Annotated in this window: 18 protein-coding genes; 17 read left to right on the forward strand and 1 reads right to left on the reverse strand. The window is 54.5% G+C overall.

Annotated elements, in window-relative coordinates:
* Positions 1-167 precede the first annotated feature (167 nt).
* The 11 genes from ACFSDB_RS14675 (at position 168) to ACFSDB_RS14725 (ending at position 12776) form a co-directional block, all read left to right on the forward strand.
* The gene (locus tag ACFSDB_RS14675; protein WP_204890535.1) at positions 168-3842 is read left to right on the forward strand and encodes a nitrate reductase subunit alpha; all 3675 of its coding nucleotides are present in this window, start codon (positions 168-170) and stop codon (positions 3840-3842) included.
* Positions 3832-5418 (forward strand): nitrate reductase subunit beta, encoded by a 1587-nt coding sequence (gene narH, locus ACFSDB_RS14680; protein ID WP_204890536.1) that lies wholly within the window; start codon positions 3832-3834, stop codon positions 5416-5418. The genes ACFSDB_RS14675 and narH overlap by 11 nt, the downstream gene beginning before the upstream one ends.
* Positions 5411-5986 carry a nitrate reductase molybdenum cofactor assembly chaperone gene (narJ, locus tag ACFSDB_RS14685; protein WP_204890537.1) on the forward strand — a complete coding sequence of 192 codons (576 nt, stop codon included), beginning with the start codon at positions 5411-5413 and terminating at the stop codon, positions 5984-5986. Before narH ends, narJ begins: the two co-directional genes overlap by 8 nt.
* Complete coding sequence (narI, locus tag ACFSDB_RS14690) at positions 5973-6662, forward strand: respiratory nitrate reductase subunit gamma (RefSeq protein WP_204890538.1); 690 nt, start codon at positions 5973-5975, stop codon at positions 6660-6662. Before narJ ends, narI begins: the two co-directional genes overlap by 14 nt.
* A 45-nt stretch (positions 6663-6707) precedes the next feature.
* Positions 6708-7166 carry a GAF domain-containing protein gene (locus ACFSDB_RS14695; RefSeq protein ID WP_204890539.1) on the forward strand — a complete coding sequence of 153 codons (459 nt, stop codon included), beginning with the start codon at positions 6708-6710 and terminating at the stop codon, positions 7164-7166.
* Positions 7163-8209 carry a PAS domain-containing sensor histidine kinase gene (locus ACFSDB_RS14700; RefSeq protein ID WP_377340450.1) on the forward strand — a complete coding sequence of 349 codons (1047 nt, stop codon included), beginning with the start codon at positions 7163-7165 and terminating at the stop codon, positions 8207-8209. The genes ACFSDB_RS14695 and ACFSDB_RS14700 overlap by 4 nt, the downstream gene beginning before the upstream one ends.
* 16 nt (positions 8210-8225) lie before the next feature.
* Positions 8226-8873, forward strand: a complete 648-nt coding sequence (locus ACFSDB_RS14705) for a response regulator transcription factor (RefSeq protein WP_204890540.1) — start codon at positions 8226-8228, stop codon at positions 8871-8873.
* Between the two features lie 19 nt (positions 8874-8892).
* Positions 8893-9420, forward strand: a complete 528-nt coding sequence (locus tag ACFSDB_RS14710; protein ID WP_204890541.1) for a hemerythrin domain-containing protein — start codon at positions 8893-8895, stop codon at positions 9418-9420.
* Between the two features lie 252 nt (positions 9421-9672).
* On the forward strand, positions 9673-11202 hold the full coding sequence (locus ACFSDB_RS14715) for a nitrate/nitrite transporter (protein ID WP_204890542.1): 1530 nt from the start codon (positions 9673-9675) through the stop codon (positions 11200-11202).
* Between the two features lie 20 nt (positions 11203-11222).
* The gene (locus tag ACFSDB_RS14720; RefSeq protein ID WP_204890543.1) at positions 11223-12242 is read left to right on the forward strand and encodes a ThiF family adenylyltransferase; all 1020 of its coding nucleotides are present in this window, start codon (positions 11223-11225) and stop codon (positions 12240-12242) included.
* 18 nt (positions 12243-12260) lie between these two features.
* Positions 12261-12776, forward strand: coding sequence for a MogA/MoaB family molybdenum cofactor biosynthesis protein (locus tag ACFSDB_RS14725; RefSeq protein ID WP_204890544.1), 516 nt, complete (start codon positions 12261-12263; stop codon positions 12774-12776).
* On the opposite strand, the gene moaC is transcribed toward ACFSDB_RS14725, so the two are convergent.
* Positions 12761-13249, reverse strand: a complete 489-nt coding sequence (gene moaC, locus ACFSDB_RS14730; RefSeq protein ID WP_204890545.1) for a cyclic pyranopterin monophosphate synthase MoaC — start codon at positions 13247-13249, stop codon at positions 12761-12763. The two genes, ACFSDB_RS14725 and moaC, sit on opposite strands and share 16 nt — an antisense overlap.
* A gap of 63 nt (positions 13250-13312) precedes the next feature.
* On the opposite strand from moaC, the gene ACFSDB_RS14735 reads away from it, so the two are divergent.
* The 6 genes from ACFSDB_RS14735 to moaA are packed head-to-tail and all read left to right on the forward strand — an operon-like array spanning position 13313 to position 17317.
* The gene (locus tag ACFSDB_RS14735; protein WP_204890546.1) at positions 13313-14557 is read left to right on the forward strand and encodes a molybdopterin molybdotransferase MoeA; all 1245 of its coding nucleotides are present in this window, start codon (positions 13313-13315) and stop codon (positions 14555-14557) included.
* Positions 14545-15066 (forward strand): molybdopterin-guanine dinucleotide biosynthesis protein B, encoded by a 522-nt coding sequence (gene mobB / locus ACFSDB_RS14740; protein ID WP_204890547.1) that lies wholly within the window; start codon positions 14545-14547, stop codon positions 15064-15066. Before ACFSDB_RS14735 ends, mobB begins: the two co-directional genes overlap by 13 nt.
* A complete protein-coding gene (locus tag ACFSDB_RS14745; RefSeq protein ID WP_204890548.1) occupies positions 15053-15493 on the forward strand; it encodes a molybdenum cofactor biosynthesis protein MoaE in 441 nt (146 codons plus the stop codon). The genes mobB and ACFSDB_RS14745 overlap by 14 nt, the downstream gene beginning before the upstream one ends.
* Positions 15490-15723, forward strand: a complete 234-nt coding sequence (gene moaD, locus ACFSDB_RS14750; RefSeq protein ID WP_204890549.1) for a molybdopterin converting factor subunit 1 — start codon at positions 15490-15492, stop codon at positions 15721-15723. The genes ACFSDB_RS14745 and moaD overlap by 4 nt, the downstream gene beginning before the upstream one ends.
* Positions 15720-16283 carry a molybdenum cofactor guanylyltransferase gene (mobA, locus tag ACFSDB_RS14755; RefSeq protein WP_204890550.1) on the forward strand — a complete coding sequence of 188 codons (564 nt, stop codon included), beginning with the start codon at positions 15720-15722 and terminating at the stop codon, positions 16281-16283. Before moaD ends, mobA begins: the two co-directional genes overlap by 4 nt.
* A gap of 17 nt (positions 16284-16300) precedes the next feature.
* On the forward strand, positions 16301-17317 hold the full coding sequence (gene moaA, locus ACFSDB_RS14760) for a GTP 3',8-cyclase MoaA (RefSeq protein WP_204890551.1): 1017 nt from the start codon (positions 16301-16303) through the stop codon (positions 17315-17317).
* The last annotated feature ends 117 nt before the right edge of the window (positions 17318-17434 follow it).

Below are 17434 nucleotides of genomic sequence, written 5' to 3' on the forward strand. Positions count from 1 at the left end.
GTGTGTTTTTTTTATTGCGAATTTTTGCAACAAGGGTTTTCCAGCACTTGTATAGGACTTTCCCTAATGGGAACGGTCTGGAAAGAATTTCATAATAAGATTATACGAATGAGACGTGATCCTTTCCATTCAATGTCTTTCATTCTGAAAAGGAGTGGTTATAAGCAATGAAAAAAAGATACGGGTTCAACTTTTTCAAACCAATCGAAAGTTATTCCGGCAGCTGGTCAATCCTTGAAGAGAAAAGCAGGGATTGGGAGAACATGTACCGCCAGCGCTGGTCGCACGACAAAGTGGTGCGCACCACGCACGGCGTCAACTGTACGGGATCGTGCAGCTGGAAAGTATTCGTCAAGAACGGCATCATCACATGGGAAAACCAGCAGATCGATTATCCATCGTGCGGTCCGGATATGCCCGAGTTCGAACCACGGGGCTGTCCGCGCGGCGCGACTTTCTCATGGTATGAATACAGCCCGCTTCGGGTGAAATATCCGTATATGCGCGGACGCCTCTGGCGCTTGTGGAAAGCGGCGCGCGAAGCGCATGCGAATCCGGTGGATGCCTGGGCGAGCATCGTCGAAGATCCGGAGAAAGCGCAATTCTATAAATCCGCGCGCGGCAAAGGCGGGCATATCCGGGTCAATTGGGAAGATGCACTGGAGCTAATTGCTGCACAACTGATCTATACGATCCAGAAATACGGCCCCGACCGGATTGCGGGATTCACTCCGATTCCGGCGATGTCGATGATCAGCTATGCATCAGGCGCCCGTTTTATTTCATTATTAGGCGGCCAGATGCTGAGCTTCTACGACTGGTACGCGGACCTTCCGCCGGCATCGCCGCAAATCTGGGGCGAGCAGACGGATGTCCCGGAATCTTCGGATTGGTACAACGCCGGCTATTTGATGATGTGGGGCTCGAACGTGCCGTTGACACGGACGCCGGATGCGCATTTCATGACGGAAGTCCGCTATAAAGGGACAAAAGTCGTTTCGGTCGCACCGGATTTCGCGGAAAACGTCAAGTTTGCCGACAACTGGCTGGCTCCGCATCCCGGAACTGATGCTGCGCTAGCGCAAGCGATGACGCATGTCATCCTGGATGAATTCTATCAGCAGCGACAGGAGCCGATGTTCATCAATTACGCAAAGCAATTCACCGACATGCCGTTCATGATTTTGCTCGATCAGCATGAAGACAGCCTGAAAGGCGGGCGCTTCCTCCGTGCGAGCGATCTGGGAGATGCATCCCAGCATGCCGACTGGAAGCCGGTCATATTTGATGAAGCGATTAATGGCTTGAAGGTGCCGAACGGCACGATGGGCCAGCGGTGGGAAGAAGACAAGAAATGGAATTTGATTCTTGAAAATGAAGACGGCAGCAAAGTGGAGCCGGCGCTGTCGGTCGAGGGGCATAACGAAGAATGGGTCGAAATTGTCTTCCCTTATTTTGATAATGCCGGAAATGGCGTATTCAAGCGGGTCATCCCGGCCATGAAAGTGACATTGGCGGATGGCACGGAACGGTATGCGGCGACGGTCTATGATTTGATGATGAGCCAGTACGGAGTGGCACGGACCGACAGCCCTTACAATGCCAAAGACTATTATGATGAATCGTCGCATTATACCCCTGCCTGGCAGGAAAAGGTGACATCGGTGAAAGCGTCGATCGTCATCCAGATTGCCCGTGAATTCGCACAGAACTCCATTGATACCGGCGGACGCTCGATGATCATCATGGGAGCAGGCATCAATCACTGGTTCAACAGCGATACGATCTACCGGGCGATCTTGAACCTCGTGGTCCTGACCGCTTCGCAAGGCGTCAACGGCGGCGGATGGGCGCATTATGTCGGTCAGGAAAAATGCCGTCCGATCGAGGGCTGGTCGACCATCGCTTTCGCCAAAGACTGGCAAGGGCCTGCGCGGCTGCAGAACGCCACGTCGTTCTTCTATTTCGCAACCGAGCAATGGCGCTATGAAGAAGGAGGTACGGACAGCTTGAAATCTCCGCTCAGCGGGGAAGTCGCCTATCAGCATCCGGCAGACTATAATGTCCTGGCTGCACGCCTAGGCTGGCTGCCGTCTTATCCGCAATTCGATAAAAACAGCCTGCTGTTTGCAGAAGAAGCGGCAAGAGAAGGCAAGAAAACGAACAAAGAAATCATCGACCATGCAGTGGAGCAAGTCACATCCCGCAGCACGAAGTTTGCAATCGAAGATCCGGGGGCGCCGGAGAATTTCCCGCGCACGCTGTTCATTTGGCGGTCCAACCTGATTTCAAGTTCTGCCAAAGGGCAGGAATATTTCATGAAGCATTTGCTGGGAACGTCGAACGGCTTGTTGGCAGAACCGAATACGGATGCGAAACCGGAAGAGATTGTTTGGCGCGACGATGTGGAAGGCAAACTGGATCTGATGGTCGCGCTTGATTTCCGGATGACGTCGACACCGCTTTATGCAGATATCGTGCTTCCGGCGGCGACCTGGTATGAGAAGACGGACTTGTCGTCGACCGACATGCACCCGTTCGTCCATCCATTCAACCCGGCGGTCAATCCGCTGTGGGAGTCACGGTCCGACTGGGACATTTACAGCAAGCTGGCGGAGCGCTTCTCGGACATGGCCAAAACGCATTTGCCAGGCGTCTATAAAGACGTGGTCATTACGCCGCTCGCACATGATACGGTCAGTGAGATTTCACAGCCGATGGGCCTCGTCAAAGATTGGACCAAAGGCGATATCCCGGCACAGCCAGGGAAAACGATGCCGAACTTCAGCATTGTTGAGCGCGATTATACGAAAATCCACGACAAATACATTTCGCTCGGACCGAATCTGGTGGTCGGCAAAACCGGCGCACACGGCGTCAGCTTCTCGGTAGCCGATGAATACGAAGAACTCAAGCACATCAACGGCACATTCTTCGATGATTCGATCAAGAACGGCTTGCCGAAAATCCAGACAGCCCGCCAAGTGGCAGATGCCATGCTCAATCTGTCGTCGGCAACGAACGGACGGGTCTCGCAGAAAGCTTATGCGGAAGCGGAAAAAGACACCGGGGTAACGCTGAAAGATATTTCAGCCGACCGGGCCGCAGAGAAGATTACGTTCCAAAGCATCACGGTCCAGCCGCGGGAAGTCATCCCGACGCCGGTATTCTCAGGATCCAATAAGATGGGCCGGCGCTACTCGCCGTTCACGACGAATATTGAGCGCCTAGTCCCGTTCCGCACGTTGACGGGCCGTCAGCATTTCTACATCGATCATGAGATTTTCCAGCAATTCGGCGAAGCGCTGCCGATCTACAAGCCGACCTTGCCGCCGATGGTGTTCGGAGTTAACGACAAGAAAATCAAAGGCGGCGTTGATTCGCTGGTGCTGCGCTACCTAACGCCACACGGCAAGTGGAACATCCACTCGACCTATCAGGACAACCAGCACATGCTGACGCTGTTCCGTGGGGGCCCGACGGTGTGGATCAACAACGACGACGCGGCCGCGCATAATATCGACGACAACGACTGGCTAGAAGTTTATAACCGCAACGGGGTCGTGACGGCCCGCGCCGTCGTCAGCCACCGGATGCCGCGGGGAACGATGTTCATGTACCATGCACAGGACAAGCACATCCAAGTGCCGGGTTCTGAAATCACCGATACGCGCGGCGGCAGCCATAACGCACCGACGCGGATCCATATGAAACCGACCCAGATGGTCGGCGGTTATGCGCAATTGAGCTACGGCTTCAATTATTATGGCCCGATCGGCAACCAGCGCGATGAATATGTGGCTGTACGGAAAATGAAGGAGGTTGACTGGCTTGAAAATTAAAGCACAAGTAGCAATGGTCATGAACCTGGACAAATGCATCGGCTGCCATACGTGCAGCGTCACCTGCAAAACAACCTGGACCAACCGGAAAGGCGCGGAGTACATGTGGTTCAACAACGTGGAAACGAAACCGGGCATCGGCTATCCGAAACGCTGGGAAGACCAGGAGCTCTACAAAGGCGGCTGGCAGCTGCGGAAAGGCAAGCTGGAGCTGAAATCGGGCAACAAGCTGTCGAAAGTGGCGCTCGGCAAAATCTTCTACAACCCGGACATGCCGGAAATGAAGGATTATTACGAGCCGTGGACCTATAATTATGAACACTTGACCAATGCGGGCGAATCCGAACATTCGCCGGTCGCCCGTGCCCATTCGGCCATCACCGGAGAAAAAATGAACCTCGAATGGGGACCGAACTGGGAGGACGATTTGGCGGGTGCGCACATCACCGGCCCGCTCGACCCGAATATCCAGAAAATCGAAGAGGAAATCAAATTCAACTTCGAGAAATCGTTCATGATTTATTTGCCTAGGCTCTGCGAACACTGCCTGAATCCGAGCTGCGTGGCTTCCTGCCCGGCAGGGGCGATCTACAAGCGCGAAGAGGACGGCATCGTCCTGGTCGACCAGGAAGCCTGCCGCGGCTGGCGCTATTGCATGACCGGCTGCCCGTACAAGAAGGTCTATTTCAACTGGCAGACCAATAAAGCCGAAAAATGCACGTTCTGCTTCCCGCGGATCGAATCCGGCTTGCCGACGGTCTGTTCGGAAACATGCACCGGACGGATCCGCTACCTCGGCGTTCTCCTTTATGACGCTGACCGGGTATTGGAAGTCGCTTCCACGCCAGATGAAAAAGACCTGTACAAAGCCCAATGCGACTTGTTCATCAATCCGTTCGACCCTGAGATGATCGCGCAGGCGAAAAAGGACGGCATCTCCGAAGACTGGATCGAAGCGGCTCAGAATTCGCCGGTCTACAAGCTGGCGATCGAGCATCAATTGGCGTTCCCGCTCCATCCGGAATACCGCACGCTGCCGATGGTCTGGTATGTGCCGCCGCTCAGCCCGATCATGAATTATTTTGAAGGCAAGGATTCCATTAAAAATCCGGATATGATCTTCCCGGCCATCGAGGAAATGCGCACGCCGATCCAGTACTTGGCGAATATGCTGACTGCCGGCGACACCGAAACAGTCAAGAAGTCCCTGCAGCGGATGGCGATGATGCGCTCGTATATGCGCGCTTTGTCTTCCGGCAAAGAATTCGACAACAGCCGCCTGGAGCGCGTCGGCATGACGCCGCACCAGACGGAGCAGATGTACCGCCTGCTCGCGATTGCGAAATACGAAGACCGTTTCGTCATCCCGAGCACCCACCGCGAAGGCCGCGTCAATCCATACCGTGCCCAAGGCATGGAAGGCTATGACAGCGGCGGCATGGGCGGCTGGGGAACCGAGTCCGGCGGATCGTGCGACGGCTGCGGACCGGCGAGCCCGAGCCCGACCGGAACAGCGACCAAATCCGGCAAGGAAATTTACGAAGAGAATTTCTACGGGGGGATCTGGCGTGATTAATCTTGAAAAGTTGTACCATTATAAAAATTCGTTCGGATTTTTCGCATATCACTTGACCTATCCGGAAAAGTTGGATTTCCATCCCTTGCTGATCGAAGAATCGTTCACTGTCGATCATCCGGCCTATCCGCATGTCCAGGAATACTGGCGGCTGATGCACAACTTCAGCCTCGACGACATCCAGGAAATGTACACGGATACGTTCGACTTCCAGAAGGACAGCACGCTGTTCATGACGTATTTCAAGTTCGAGGACGCGAAAGAGCGTGGGCAGATGCTCGCCAAACTCAAAGTCCTCTATGAAATGTTCGGCTTGGAAATGCCGGAAACGGAATTGTCGGATTACCTGCCGCTCATGTGCGAATTCCTTTATGCCGCCGAGTGGCTCGGGGATCCGCGCTCTCCGCAAAGTTTCGGCATGCTCATTGCCGTCCTCGAAGACGGCACGTACCATTTGCTGAAAAGTCTCGAAAAGCACGGCAGCCCGTATTTCCATTTGGTGAAGGGGCTCCGGGAGACATTCAAAGCCTGCATCGAACAGGAGGTCCAAGCACATGAACGCAGTTGACCAAGTCCTATGGGTGATTTTTCCGTATATCTGCATCGCGGTATTCATTTTCGGGCATATCTACCGGTACCGCACTGATAAATTCCACTGGACGGCGAAGTCCAGTGAATTTATCGAAAAAAAGCAATTGATGCTTGGCAGTTTGCTGTTTCATCTTGGCATTGTCCCGGTCATCTTTGGCCATATCGGAGGCCTGGCCATCCCGAAATCCTGGATGGAAGCAGTCGGCGTCAATGACCACCTATACCATATCGGAGCGATCTACATCGGCGGCTTCTTCGGTCTTGTCACCTTGATCGGCATGTTCATCCTGACATTCCGCCGCTTCTCGTTAAAGCGGGTGCGCCAGTTGAGCTCGTTTTCCGATCTCGCCGTCAATTCGCTATTGCTGTTCATCGTCTTTATGGGGATGTACGCCACTATCGTCACCAACGCGGTGCAGCCGGATTTTGATTACCGTTCCACCATTTCTGTCTGGTTCCGCGGTTTGTTCTTCCTGAACCCGAACCCGGCGCTGATGGCTGGCGCCCCTTTATCCTTCCAATTGCATATCTTGACCGGTTTTGCCATTTTCGCTTTCTGGCCATTCACCCGATTGGTCCATGTCTGGAGCGTGCCATTGAATTATGTAGGAAGAAGCTATATCCTATATAGAAGACATAAACCGACAAACTGACGGAGGGGGCTGCCCCTCTTTTGGTTTCCATGGGAGACGCAGCATATGAAAAAACACATAGACTACTTGACTGAACTTGAAAACATCCGAACCGCGACAGGCTGTGATTTTGTGGCAATCGTCCTGGTGGAACCGGCAGAGAATCAGCATGTATTGAAATGGAAATACGCTACCGGCAGCATCAGCAGCCGCTTGAAACATGTCACGCTGCAATCCGGGAAAGGGATTGCCGGAATGGTCTTCAAGACCGGAAAACCGCTGATCGTACACGATGTGGCGGATTTCACCGATCGCGAGGACCTGTTCAATTATCCGATCCTGGCCCTGGAAAAACTGAAATCAATGGGCGCATACCCGCTATGGCACGAAGGGCGGGTGGCCGGCGTCCTATTGGGCGGTTTCCGCGAAGCCCATAAAATGACGGAGCAGAACCTGCGGATTTTAAAACAGTCTTCTAAAAAGCGCATTGGAAGTTTGGACGGGAAGGAATTGATGTTCAATTGACGCTTGCAAACAAAGACATCCGGCCTGAGTTGATGATGAAGATGTTCGAAAACAGCACAGAAGCGATATTCTTTTTCAACCGGGAAGGCGAAATGATCGCCCACAATCCCGCTGCGGAGAAGATTGTCGATTTGAATGTGTCCGGCCAGCTCCAGCAGGGGGCGGAAAAGGCGATCTGCACGGCTTGCCGGGGATATACGAGTGAAACCGAATACCGGACGTGCGTGGACTGTTTCCTGACCAGCAAGGACAAGGATGCGTTTACGTCATTCCAAGTCCATCTGGAAACTGCGGAAAAAGGCGTGGTGCCTTACGCGGCCACTTTTCACACCATCGATCCTCAACAGGGAATCCGCGTCTTTATGCTGCGTGATTTGACAAACCAATTCAAGACCCAACAGAAACTGCACCAGAACCTGATGATGAAGCATGTCATCCAAGCCCAGGAAAATGAACGCAAACGGATTTCGCGCGAGCTCCATGACAGCGTGGCCCAGGAGCTGATGAGCGCCGTCATCGAATTGCGTGCATTGAAATACATGACAAACGATACGAATTTACTCGTTAAGACCGACGACACCAAAGCGACGCTGACGCGGCTTCTGGACGATATCCGGAACATGTCGGTGGAGCTTCGGCCGGCGGCGCTCGATGATTTTGGGCTCGAAGCCGCTTTCCGCTCGCACTTCAAACGGATGGAAAACAGTTTTGGCATGGACATCGAGTTCCATTCGGATATCAAGAAAAAGCGCTACGGCGGCGAATTGGAAACCGTCTTCTACCGGGTCGGCCAGGAGGCCGTCCTGAACGCAATGAAATATGCCGGAGTGGACAAGCTGCAGGTGTATTTGTTCGAAAAGGGCGGGGCGCTCCAATTGATCGTCAAAGACGACGGCGAAGGTTTCTCGCCTGGAGGCCTTCCGGAAGGGACGGGCCTCGGCTTGTTCGGGATGAACGAACGCGCGGAATTGGTGTACGGAAATGTTCAGATCCAGTCGGCTCCGGGCAAAGGGACTACGGTGCACTTGCGGGTGCCGATGTGAAAGCGGGGGAATGAAGATGAAGATTGTGATCGCCGACGATCATGCAATCGTGCGCAGCGGCTTTTCGATGATCCTGAATTTCCAGGAGGACATGGAAGTGATTGCGCTTGCCGCAGATGGAATCGAAGCCTATCAGATGGTGGCCAAACACCAGCCGGATATTCTCCTGCTGGACTTGAGCATGCCGCCCGGCGAAAGCGGCTTGGTCACGACCGGCAAAGTGAAAGAAGATTTTCCGGATACGAAAATCCTGATCCTGACGATGCACGACGATGAAGAGTATTTGTTCCATGTGCTGAAAAACGGCGCCTCCGGCTATATGCTGAAAAACGCGCCGGACGAAGAGCTGCTTCTGGCGATCCGGACGATCCACAGCGGCGGAACCTATATCCATCCGAAGATGGCCACGTCGCTCGTCCGGGAATTCATCAACAAAGACGCCAGTTCAAAAGGGACAGATCCGTTCGAATGCTTGTCGAAGCGCGAAGTGGAAGTGCTGCCGTTGATCGCGAAGGGCTATGGCAATAAAGAAATCGCCCAGAAGCTGTTCATTTCAGTGAAGACAGTCGAAGCGCACAAAGCCAAGATCATGGAAAAGCTGAATTTGAAAAGCAGGCCGGAACTGGTCGAATATGCATTGAAGAAAAAATTACTGAACTTTTAATGGTGCAGGAGGAATCCGAATGGCAACCAATAACAATCTCCGGTTTACCGAACCCGGCATGCGGCTGCTTGAAAACGAACACCGCTATTTGTCGTATCTGATGGACGATTGGCACAGCCTCGTGCTCGATTTCGAACGGCAAGAAATGAGCCTCGAGGAAGGGCGCGAGAAGCTGAAATTGCTGCGCCAGAAGCTTTACGAATTCATTGAACCGTTCAAGAACCATACCGAAAAAGAGGAAGAGCATTTTTTCCCGGTCCTGGGAACGTATATCGGCTTTGAACAAGGGCCGCTGGTCGGCATCCAGGAAGAGCACCAGGAAATCGACGGCTATATCGGTCACTTTTTCCACCACACGCGCGACAATATCGACGCGATGACGCTCGAAGATCTGAAGACTGTCGCAAAAGATGCCGGTGAAGCCTTCGAAGTGCTGACGATCCATTTTGTAAAAGAAGAGACTGTGCTGTTCCCGATGGCGGAGAAATTGATGAAAGCTGTCGACCAGGACGAACTGTATAAGAAAATGAATACGTTGATCACATAAACCAAAAGACTCGGCAGAAGCCGACGGAGAAAAAGCATCGCTTTTCCCCGCCGGCTTTTTTGCGTTTTCATTTTCGGAAGCGGGACTAGGGGTGAGTGTCGCCGATGCAGGCGGGGAGGCGATTTTTAAGGGTTTCCCCTTCGAAGGCGAGGGGACTCCCTTATTAAAAAGAAGGAGGGTGAGCAGTACAATGGGAGTAGGGAATCAATAACAGAAATTGTAAATAAAAAAATTTGGAAAAAGGTGATTTTTATGATCAAGAAAATGCAATTGCCGCTTCAAACAATGAATTTGGTCGTCGGATTTATGGTATGGGTTATCATCTCCTCGCTCATCCCGTTCATCAGCGAAGACATTGCCATTCCTCCGGAGCGGTTGGCCATCGTCACCGCAGTGCCGGTCGTGCTCGGATCAATCCTCCGGATTCCGCTCGGGTACTATGCGAACGTCTTCGGCGCCCGCATCATCTTCCTGCTCAGCTTTATCTTGCTGCTGTTTCCAGTGTTCTACTTAAGCGAAGCCTCGTCGTTCAATGATTTGATCATCGGCGGCCTGTTCCTTGGGATCGGCGGAGCCGTCTTTTCTGTCGGGGTCACGTCGCTGCCGAAATACTATCCGAAGGAAAAGCACGGGCTCGTCAACGGCATCTACGGGGCCGGGAATATCGGGACCGCGATCACGACGTTCAGTGCCCCGCTGATCGCCACCCAGATCGGCTGGTCCGCCACCATCAAATTGTACCTGATCCTTCTCTTGGTGTTCGCCGTCCTGAATTTCTTCCTGGGCGACCGCCACGAAACCAAAGTGAAAACTCCTATTTTCGAGCAGATCAAAGGAGTCTATAAAAACGAGAAATTATGGTTTTTCTCACTGTTCTATTTCATTACCTTCGGTTCGTTTGTCGCCTTCACGATTTACCTGCCGAACTTCCTGGTCAACAATTACGGGTTGGAGAAAGTCGATGCCGGCATGCGGACAGCAGGGTTTATTGCGCTCGCGACATTCATGCGGCCGATCGGCGGCTGGCTGGCCGACAAATTGCAGCCGCTGCTGCTCTTGATGGGGACGTTCTTTGTCTACACGATTGCGGCCATCATCCTGGCTTTCTCGCCGTCGATCGGCTTGTACACGGTCGGCAGCCTGGCCATCGCAGTCAGCGCCGGAATCGGCAACGGCGTCATCTTCAAACTGGTGCCGTTCTATTTCAACAAACAGGCCGGGATCGTCAACGGAATCGTCTCCATGATGGGCGGGCTCGGCGGATTTTTCCCGCCGATCATGCTTTCGATCATCTTTTCGGTCACCGGACAGTACTCGATTGGCTTTATGCTCCTGTCGCAGGTAGCATTAGCCAGCCTGGTTTTGGTAGTATGGATGTATTACCAGGATCGTCTGCTATTGGCTGCAGAAGTCTTCAATTCAACTGGCCAGGGAATCCTGGTGACCGATGTCACCGGCAAGATCAAGTCCGTCAATCCCGCGTTCACGAAGCTGACCGGTTTTGACGAAGGCGATGTCATCGGCCAGAATCCGAACATCATGAAATCCGGCAAGCAATCTCCGGATTTCTACCAAAAGATGTGGGAGGAAATCAAAGAACAGGGCATGTGGCAAGGCGAAATTTGGAACAAAAAGAAAAATGGCGAAGAATACCTGCAATGGCTCAACATCAGCGCCGTGAAAGACGATACCGGGGAAGTGGTGCGGTATGTCGGCACGTTCAGCGACATCACCTCGGAATACAATAAAAACCATCCCGCACCCGAATTATCATTGAATTAGACAGAAAGGTGGATTTGCCAATGGATGACCGCTATTCCCGGCAACTACTATTCAAGCCGGTGGGGCTGAAAGGGCAGCAGAATATGGCGGATGCGTCCGTCGCCATCATCGGCTGCGGGGCGCTCGGCTCGGCGATTGCTGAGACCTTGACCCGGGCCGGCGTCGGCGAAATCCATCTGGTCGACCGCGATTATGTGGAATGGTCCAACCTCCAGCGCCAGCAGCTGTTTACGGAAGAAGATGCCAAAGAGATGGTGCCGAAAGTCGTAGCTGCTGAAAAAAGATTGAAAGCGATCCGCAGCGATCTCCGTTTGTCGGTTTACCTGGAGCACCTGGATGCGGGGCTGATGGAGAAATTGGCGGGCCGCTGTTCACTCATCATGGACGCGACCGACAATTTCGAAACCCGTCTGCTGATCAACGACGCGTCCGCTAAATTCGCGGTGCCTTGGATCTACGGGGCGTGCGTCGGAAGCACCGGCGCCGTCTTTCCGTTCATCCCCGGCGAATCGTCTTGTTTCCGCTGCCTCCTGCCGGTGCTCCCGACCGTGAATCAGACATGCGATACGGCTGGCATCATCCCGCCGGCTGTCCAAGTGACGGCCGCCATCCAGTGCACCGAAGCATTGAAATGGCTCAGCGGCAACCGCAGTGCGATGCGGAAAAGGGTGCATCATTTCGATCTTTGGGAGAATATCCAGCACGACATCGGAGTATCACGCATCCGCAATCCCGAATGCGCAACTTGCGGAAACGCACCTGCCTATCCGTCGCTGAACGGGGCGGGTCAAGGCGCGTACGCCGTTCTTTGCGGAAGGGAAGCGGTCCAGGTCCTGCCCGGTCCGGACCGCATCATTTCACTGGCGGATGCAGAAACGATCGGGCGTAGAATGGGCGGCAAGGTGAAACGCACGCCTTATTTTGTCGAACTCCAGGTGTTCGGGAAGCGCGCCGTGCTGTTCGCAGACGGCCGCCTTCTGATCCATGGCATCCGGAATGTGCCGGAAGGCCGGAATTTTTACCACCAATTATTCGGTTGATGAGAAAGGAAGAAAGGGATGTCCGAGTCTTTCGAGTTGAACAGAAAAATCCGCGTTGCCGTAATGACAGTCAGCGATACGCGCAATTTTGAGACCGATGCCGGCGGTGGGCTGGTGAAACGTCTGGCGGAAGCAAAAGGGATTGAGGTGGCCGATTACCGGATCGCCAAGGACGACCGGGCAGAAATCGAAGCCGTGATGACGGAATGGCTGGTCCGCGGGGACCTGGATGCCATCGTTTCGACAGGCGGTACGGGGATTGCAAAGAGGGATGTTTCCATTGAAGCGATGGAACCGTTTTACGAAAAAACGATTCCAGGCTTCGGCGAACTTTTCCGGTTCCTGAGCTTTACGGAAGACATCGGCACGAAAGCGCTTCTCAGCCGCGCATCGGCCGGTGTTTCGCATGATAAAGCGATCTTTGTGCTGCCGGGTTCGCGCGGAGCGGTGAAGCTCGCCATGGAGCGGCTCATCCTCCCGGAACTCGCGCACATCACCTTTGAACTCGGCAAGCATCGTCAGGAACGGCTGTAGTCGCCCGACTTGCCGCCGGTCTTCTGCAGCAGCAGGGTCGGCCCGATGACCATTTCCTTGCCGGCCGCTTTGCACATATCGTAGATGGTGAGCGCTGCAGCAGCGGCTGCCGTCAAAGCTTCCATCTCGACGCCGGTCGGCCCTTTGGTCTTGACCGTCGCAAAAATCAGCACTTCATAATGGGACTCGGCTTCGTCCACATTCCACTCAAAGCCGATATCGACGCCACTCAACGCGAGCGGGTGGCACATCGGAATGATCTGGGCGGTGTTTTTCGCCGCCATGATGCCGGCGACCTGCGCAACAGCCAAAACATCCCCTTTTTTATTGGTGCCTTCCTTGATCTGGTCGTAGACGGCTTTGTTCAATAAAACAGCGGATTGCGCCTGCGCGGTCCGGACCGAATCGTTTTTTTCCGAGACGTCGACCATCTTGGCCCGTCCCTGTTCATTGAAGTGTGTCAGTTCTGACATAGAAATCATCCTTTCCGGTTCATATAAACAAGTATATCAGGAATAATCGAGGAGTAGATACCCATGGTGGAACACCGCAAACCGATCCCGGTTTCAGAAGCTGTACAAAAAGTGATCCAACAGGCGCGCATGATGGGCACCGAAACGGTCCCGCTCGAACGGAGCTATAACCGCATCCTGGCAGAGCCGGTCATCGCAGGGCATCCGGTGCCGCCTTTTGACCGGTCGCCGTATGACGGATTTGCAATCATTTCGGCCCAGTCAGAAGGCGCTTCTGGAGACCGGCGCATCCGGTTCGACATCGTCGACCATATCGGCGCCGGCGAAGTTTCAGGAAAAACGCTTTCAGGCCGTCAAGCCGTCAGAATCATGACCGGTGCACCGCTTCCTGAAGGGGCCGATGCCGTGGTCATGTTTGAACAGGCGGCGGAAGCGGAAGGTTCGTTCACGATCCGTAAACCGTTTGCGCCGCTCGAGAACGTTTCGCTCGAAGGGGAAGACGTGAAAGCGGGCGAAGAAGTCATCCCCCGCGGGAGCCTGATCCATCCGGGGACGATTGCGCTGCTCGCAACGTTCGGCTATGCCGAAGTGCAAGTGGCAAAGCAGCCGGTCGTCGGCATCCTGTCGACGGGCACGGAACTGCTCGATGTATCGGAGCCGCTGGTGCCAGGGAAAATCCGCAATAGCAACGGACCAATGATCAGCGCCCAACTTGCCCGTATGGGGATCGCCAGCAAAACGTACGGCATGTCCGTGGACAATCTGGACGAAAGCTTCGGAATCGTCAAAAAAGCTGCCGCGGAAACCGACTGCCTGATCACCACGGGCGGCGTATCGGTCGGGGATTTCGATTTTCTTCCGGCAATCTACGAGCGGCTCGGCGCTGAAGTGCTGTTCAACAAAGTCGCCATGCGGCCGGGCAGCGTCACAACGGTCGCCGTGGCCGACGGAAAATACCTCTTCGGCTTATCGGGCAACCCTTCCGCCTGCTTTACGGGCTTCGAGCTGTTCGTCCGCCCGGCTCTGCTCCGGATGATGGGAGCGGACAAGCTGTTCCTGCCGCACACGACAGCGCTGCTGTCGGAAGACTTTGCCAAGGCCAATCCGTTCACACGCTTCATACGGGCGGTGTACGACGGCCACAGCATCAAACCGGCCGGCTTCAACAAATCGAATGCTGTGGCATCCATTGCCAAAGGCAATGCCCTGATCGTGCTGCCGGGCGGTTCAAGAGGATTCACGAGCGGCGACCGGGTGGACGTGCTGCTGCTCGGCGTCGAAGAAGGCAGTGCGGAATGGAAAATATGAAGATCCTGCAAGTGGTGGGCTATAAAAACAGCGGCAAAACGACGCTGATGAACCGCCTCATCGCTTTGGCACAAGAAACAGGGAAAAAAGTTTCGGCGATCAAGCACCACGGCCACGGGGGCAAGCCGGACCTTCCGCCTGCCGGCACAGACAGCACGCAATTTCTGGCGAACGGCGCAGCAAGCTCGCTCGTCTACGGCGGCGGGCTGGTCCAACTGCATCTTGAGAGGCAAGAGGCGGATCTTGAGAAGTTCATCGGGTTCTCGAAGCTCATAGATCCGGATTTTATTCTCATCGAAGGCTTTAAAGACGCGCCATATCCGAAAGCGGTGCTGGTCCGCAGCGGAGAAGACTGGGACACGTTGAAGGGCCTTTCAGATATCCGGGCGGTTTTCGTGCACCAGGGCGTCGAGCTGGAAGGGGTCCAGACTTTGGAATTGGATAAACATGCGGCAAGCGGCCGTTTTTTTAGGGAGTGGATGGGAAGTGGAAAAGATGAAAGCATTTAGTATCGTGACCGAACCGATCGATCCCCAAGTATACGCGGACCTTGTTCTGCGGCCGGAAGCCGGAGCAGTGACGCTGTTCACCGGGCACGTCCGAGAGTGGACAAAGGGCGTGCAGACCGTATACTTGGCGTATGAGGCCTATGTGCCGATGGCGGAAAAGAAGCTTGCACAGATCGGCCAGGAAATCGAAGAACGATGGGATGGCGCCCGTGTGGCCATCGCCCACCGCATCGGCGAATTAGGGATCAGCGATATTGCCGTCGTGATTGCGGTGTCTTCGCCGCACCGGAAAGCCGCCTATGAAGCGAATGAATACGCTATCGAACGCATCAAGGAAATTGTCCCGATCTGGAAAAAAGAAATCTGGAACGGCGGCGAGGAATGGATTGGGGACCAGAAGAAAAAGCCGGAAGGAGAAACGATATGATTACAGTCCATTATTTTGCGGGCGTCCGCGAGCTGACGGGGACCGCTCAGGAAATTGTGCCCTATACGGGCCAGACGGTCGAAGAGCTTCAACTGCAGCTGCTGGAAAAATATCCGGAAATGCAGGGAAGCGCTGTGCAATTTGCGGTGAATGAAGAATACGCGCTGCCGGGCGACGCCTTGGCAGCAGGCGATGTCATAGCGGTGATTCCGCCGGTCAGCGGCGGATGAACCGGACGGTCGGGATCCTGCTCGCGGGCGGCCTCTCGCGGCGCTTCGGGTCTCCCAAAGCGTTTGCTCCAATCGGAGGCGAGCTTTTCTACGAACGCGTTTACCGGGCGCTGGAGGCGGCGTGCGAAGACGTCGTCATCGTTTCGCGCGCAGAGTTTCTGGCGCTTTTTCCCGCCGGGTTGGACGTCATCACCGATTTGCCGGAAGTGGCCGGTAAAGGCCCGCTTGCCGGAATCGCTTCCGCGATGGCGCTGCGCCCGGCTGACCGCTATTTGGTGCTTGCCTGCGACATGCCTTTTGTAGGGGAAGCGGAATCACAGGCGCTCGTCCGCTTGGCGCCTGAGGCCAGCGACGTTGCGGCGGTCCGGACCAGCGAGGAGAGGATTCCCTTGTTCAGCGTCTGGAATGGCAACCGGGCAAAGGAATTGATGGGATCTGTGGAAAACGGAAACTTGGGTGTATTCGATTTTCTCGGAACGTTGAACACCGCCTGGATCGATTCCGATCTGCTCAACGAAGACCGCAGGGTTTTCAGGAACATCAACACAAATACCGACTAGAAAGGGAGGGCGTTCGAATGGAGAGGCACCCACTGAAAGACCGGCTGGGGCGGCCGATACGGGATCTGAGGATTTCCGTCACGGACCGCTGCAATTTCCGGTGTTCGTATTGCATGCCGAAGGAAGTGTTCGGCGATGATTACGCATTTTTGCCTAAACAGGAACTGCTGTCTTTTGAGGAGATCCACCGGCTCACCAGGATCTTCGTATCGATGGGCGTCAAGAAAATCCGGTTGACGGGCGGGGAACCCTTGCTCCGCCGGGGCTTGCCGGAACTGGTCGAGAAAATCTTCTCCGTGGAAGGCGTCGAAGACGTCGGGCTGACCACGAACGGGCTGCTCTTGAAACAGCATGGCCCCGCGTTGTACAGTGCCGGGCTCCGCCGGCTGAACATCAGCCTGGATGCGCTGGAGCCGGATCTTTTCGGGAAGCTGAACGGCCGCGGTGTTTCTTCATCCCTGATTCTGCAAAACATCGACTTTGCAAAAGAACTGGGCTTTGAGATCAAGGTCAACATGGTCGTCCAAAAAGGCGTCAATGAAGCGGAGATCCTTCCGATGGCTGCGTATTTCAAGGAACGCGGCATTACGCTCCGCTTTATCGAATTCATGGACGTCGGCAACGACAACGGCTGGAGTTTCCAAAAAGTCGTCACCAAAAAAGAAATCCTGGAAAAACTGCAGTCGGCGTTCGAACTGGAGCCTGTTGACCAGGACTATTTCGGGGAAGTGGCGAAGCGCTATCGGTACCAAGGGAGCGACTCGCAAGTCGGCTTTATCACGTCGGTATCCGAATCCTTCTGCTCGTCCTGCACACGCGCCCGCCTGTCTTCTGACGGGAAATTCTATACGTGCCTGTTTGCGGTGGAAGGGTTCGACATCCGCGGGCTGCTGCGCAGCGGCTCCGATGATGCTGAATTGCTCCAGGCCGTGTCGGCCGTGTGGGAGCGCCGAAGCGACCGCTATTCCGACGAACGGACAGAACAGACCGCGAAAAGCCGGAAGAAGATCGGCATGTCGTATATCGGCGGCTGACGTTCAGAACATGATTTTCATGAGGCATGGAACTGCCCCTCAATTGCTGGATTTTCCAGAGATTGAGGGGCAGTTTTTTTGATGCGGAAATATGTTTTCTTGATGCCGGTCAATTTG

Source organism: Planococcus chinensis (genome assembly GCF_042681545.1).
GTDB classification, from domain to species: Bacteria; Bacillota; Bacilli; order Bacillales_A; family Planococcaceae; genus Planococcus; species Planococcus chinensis.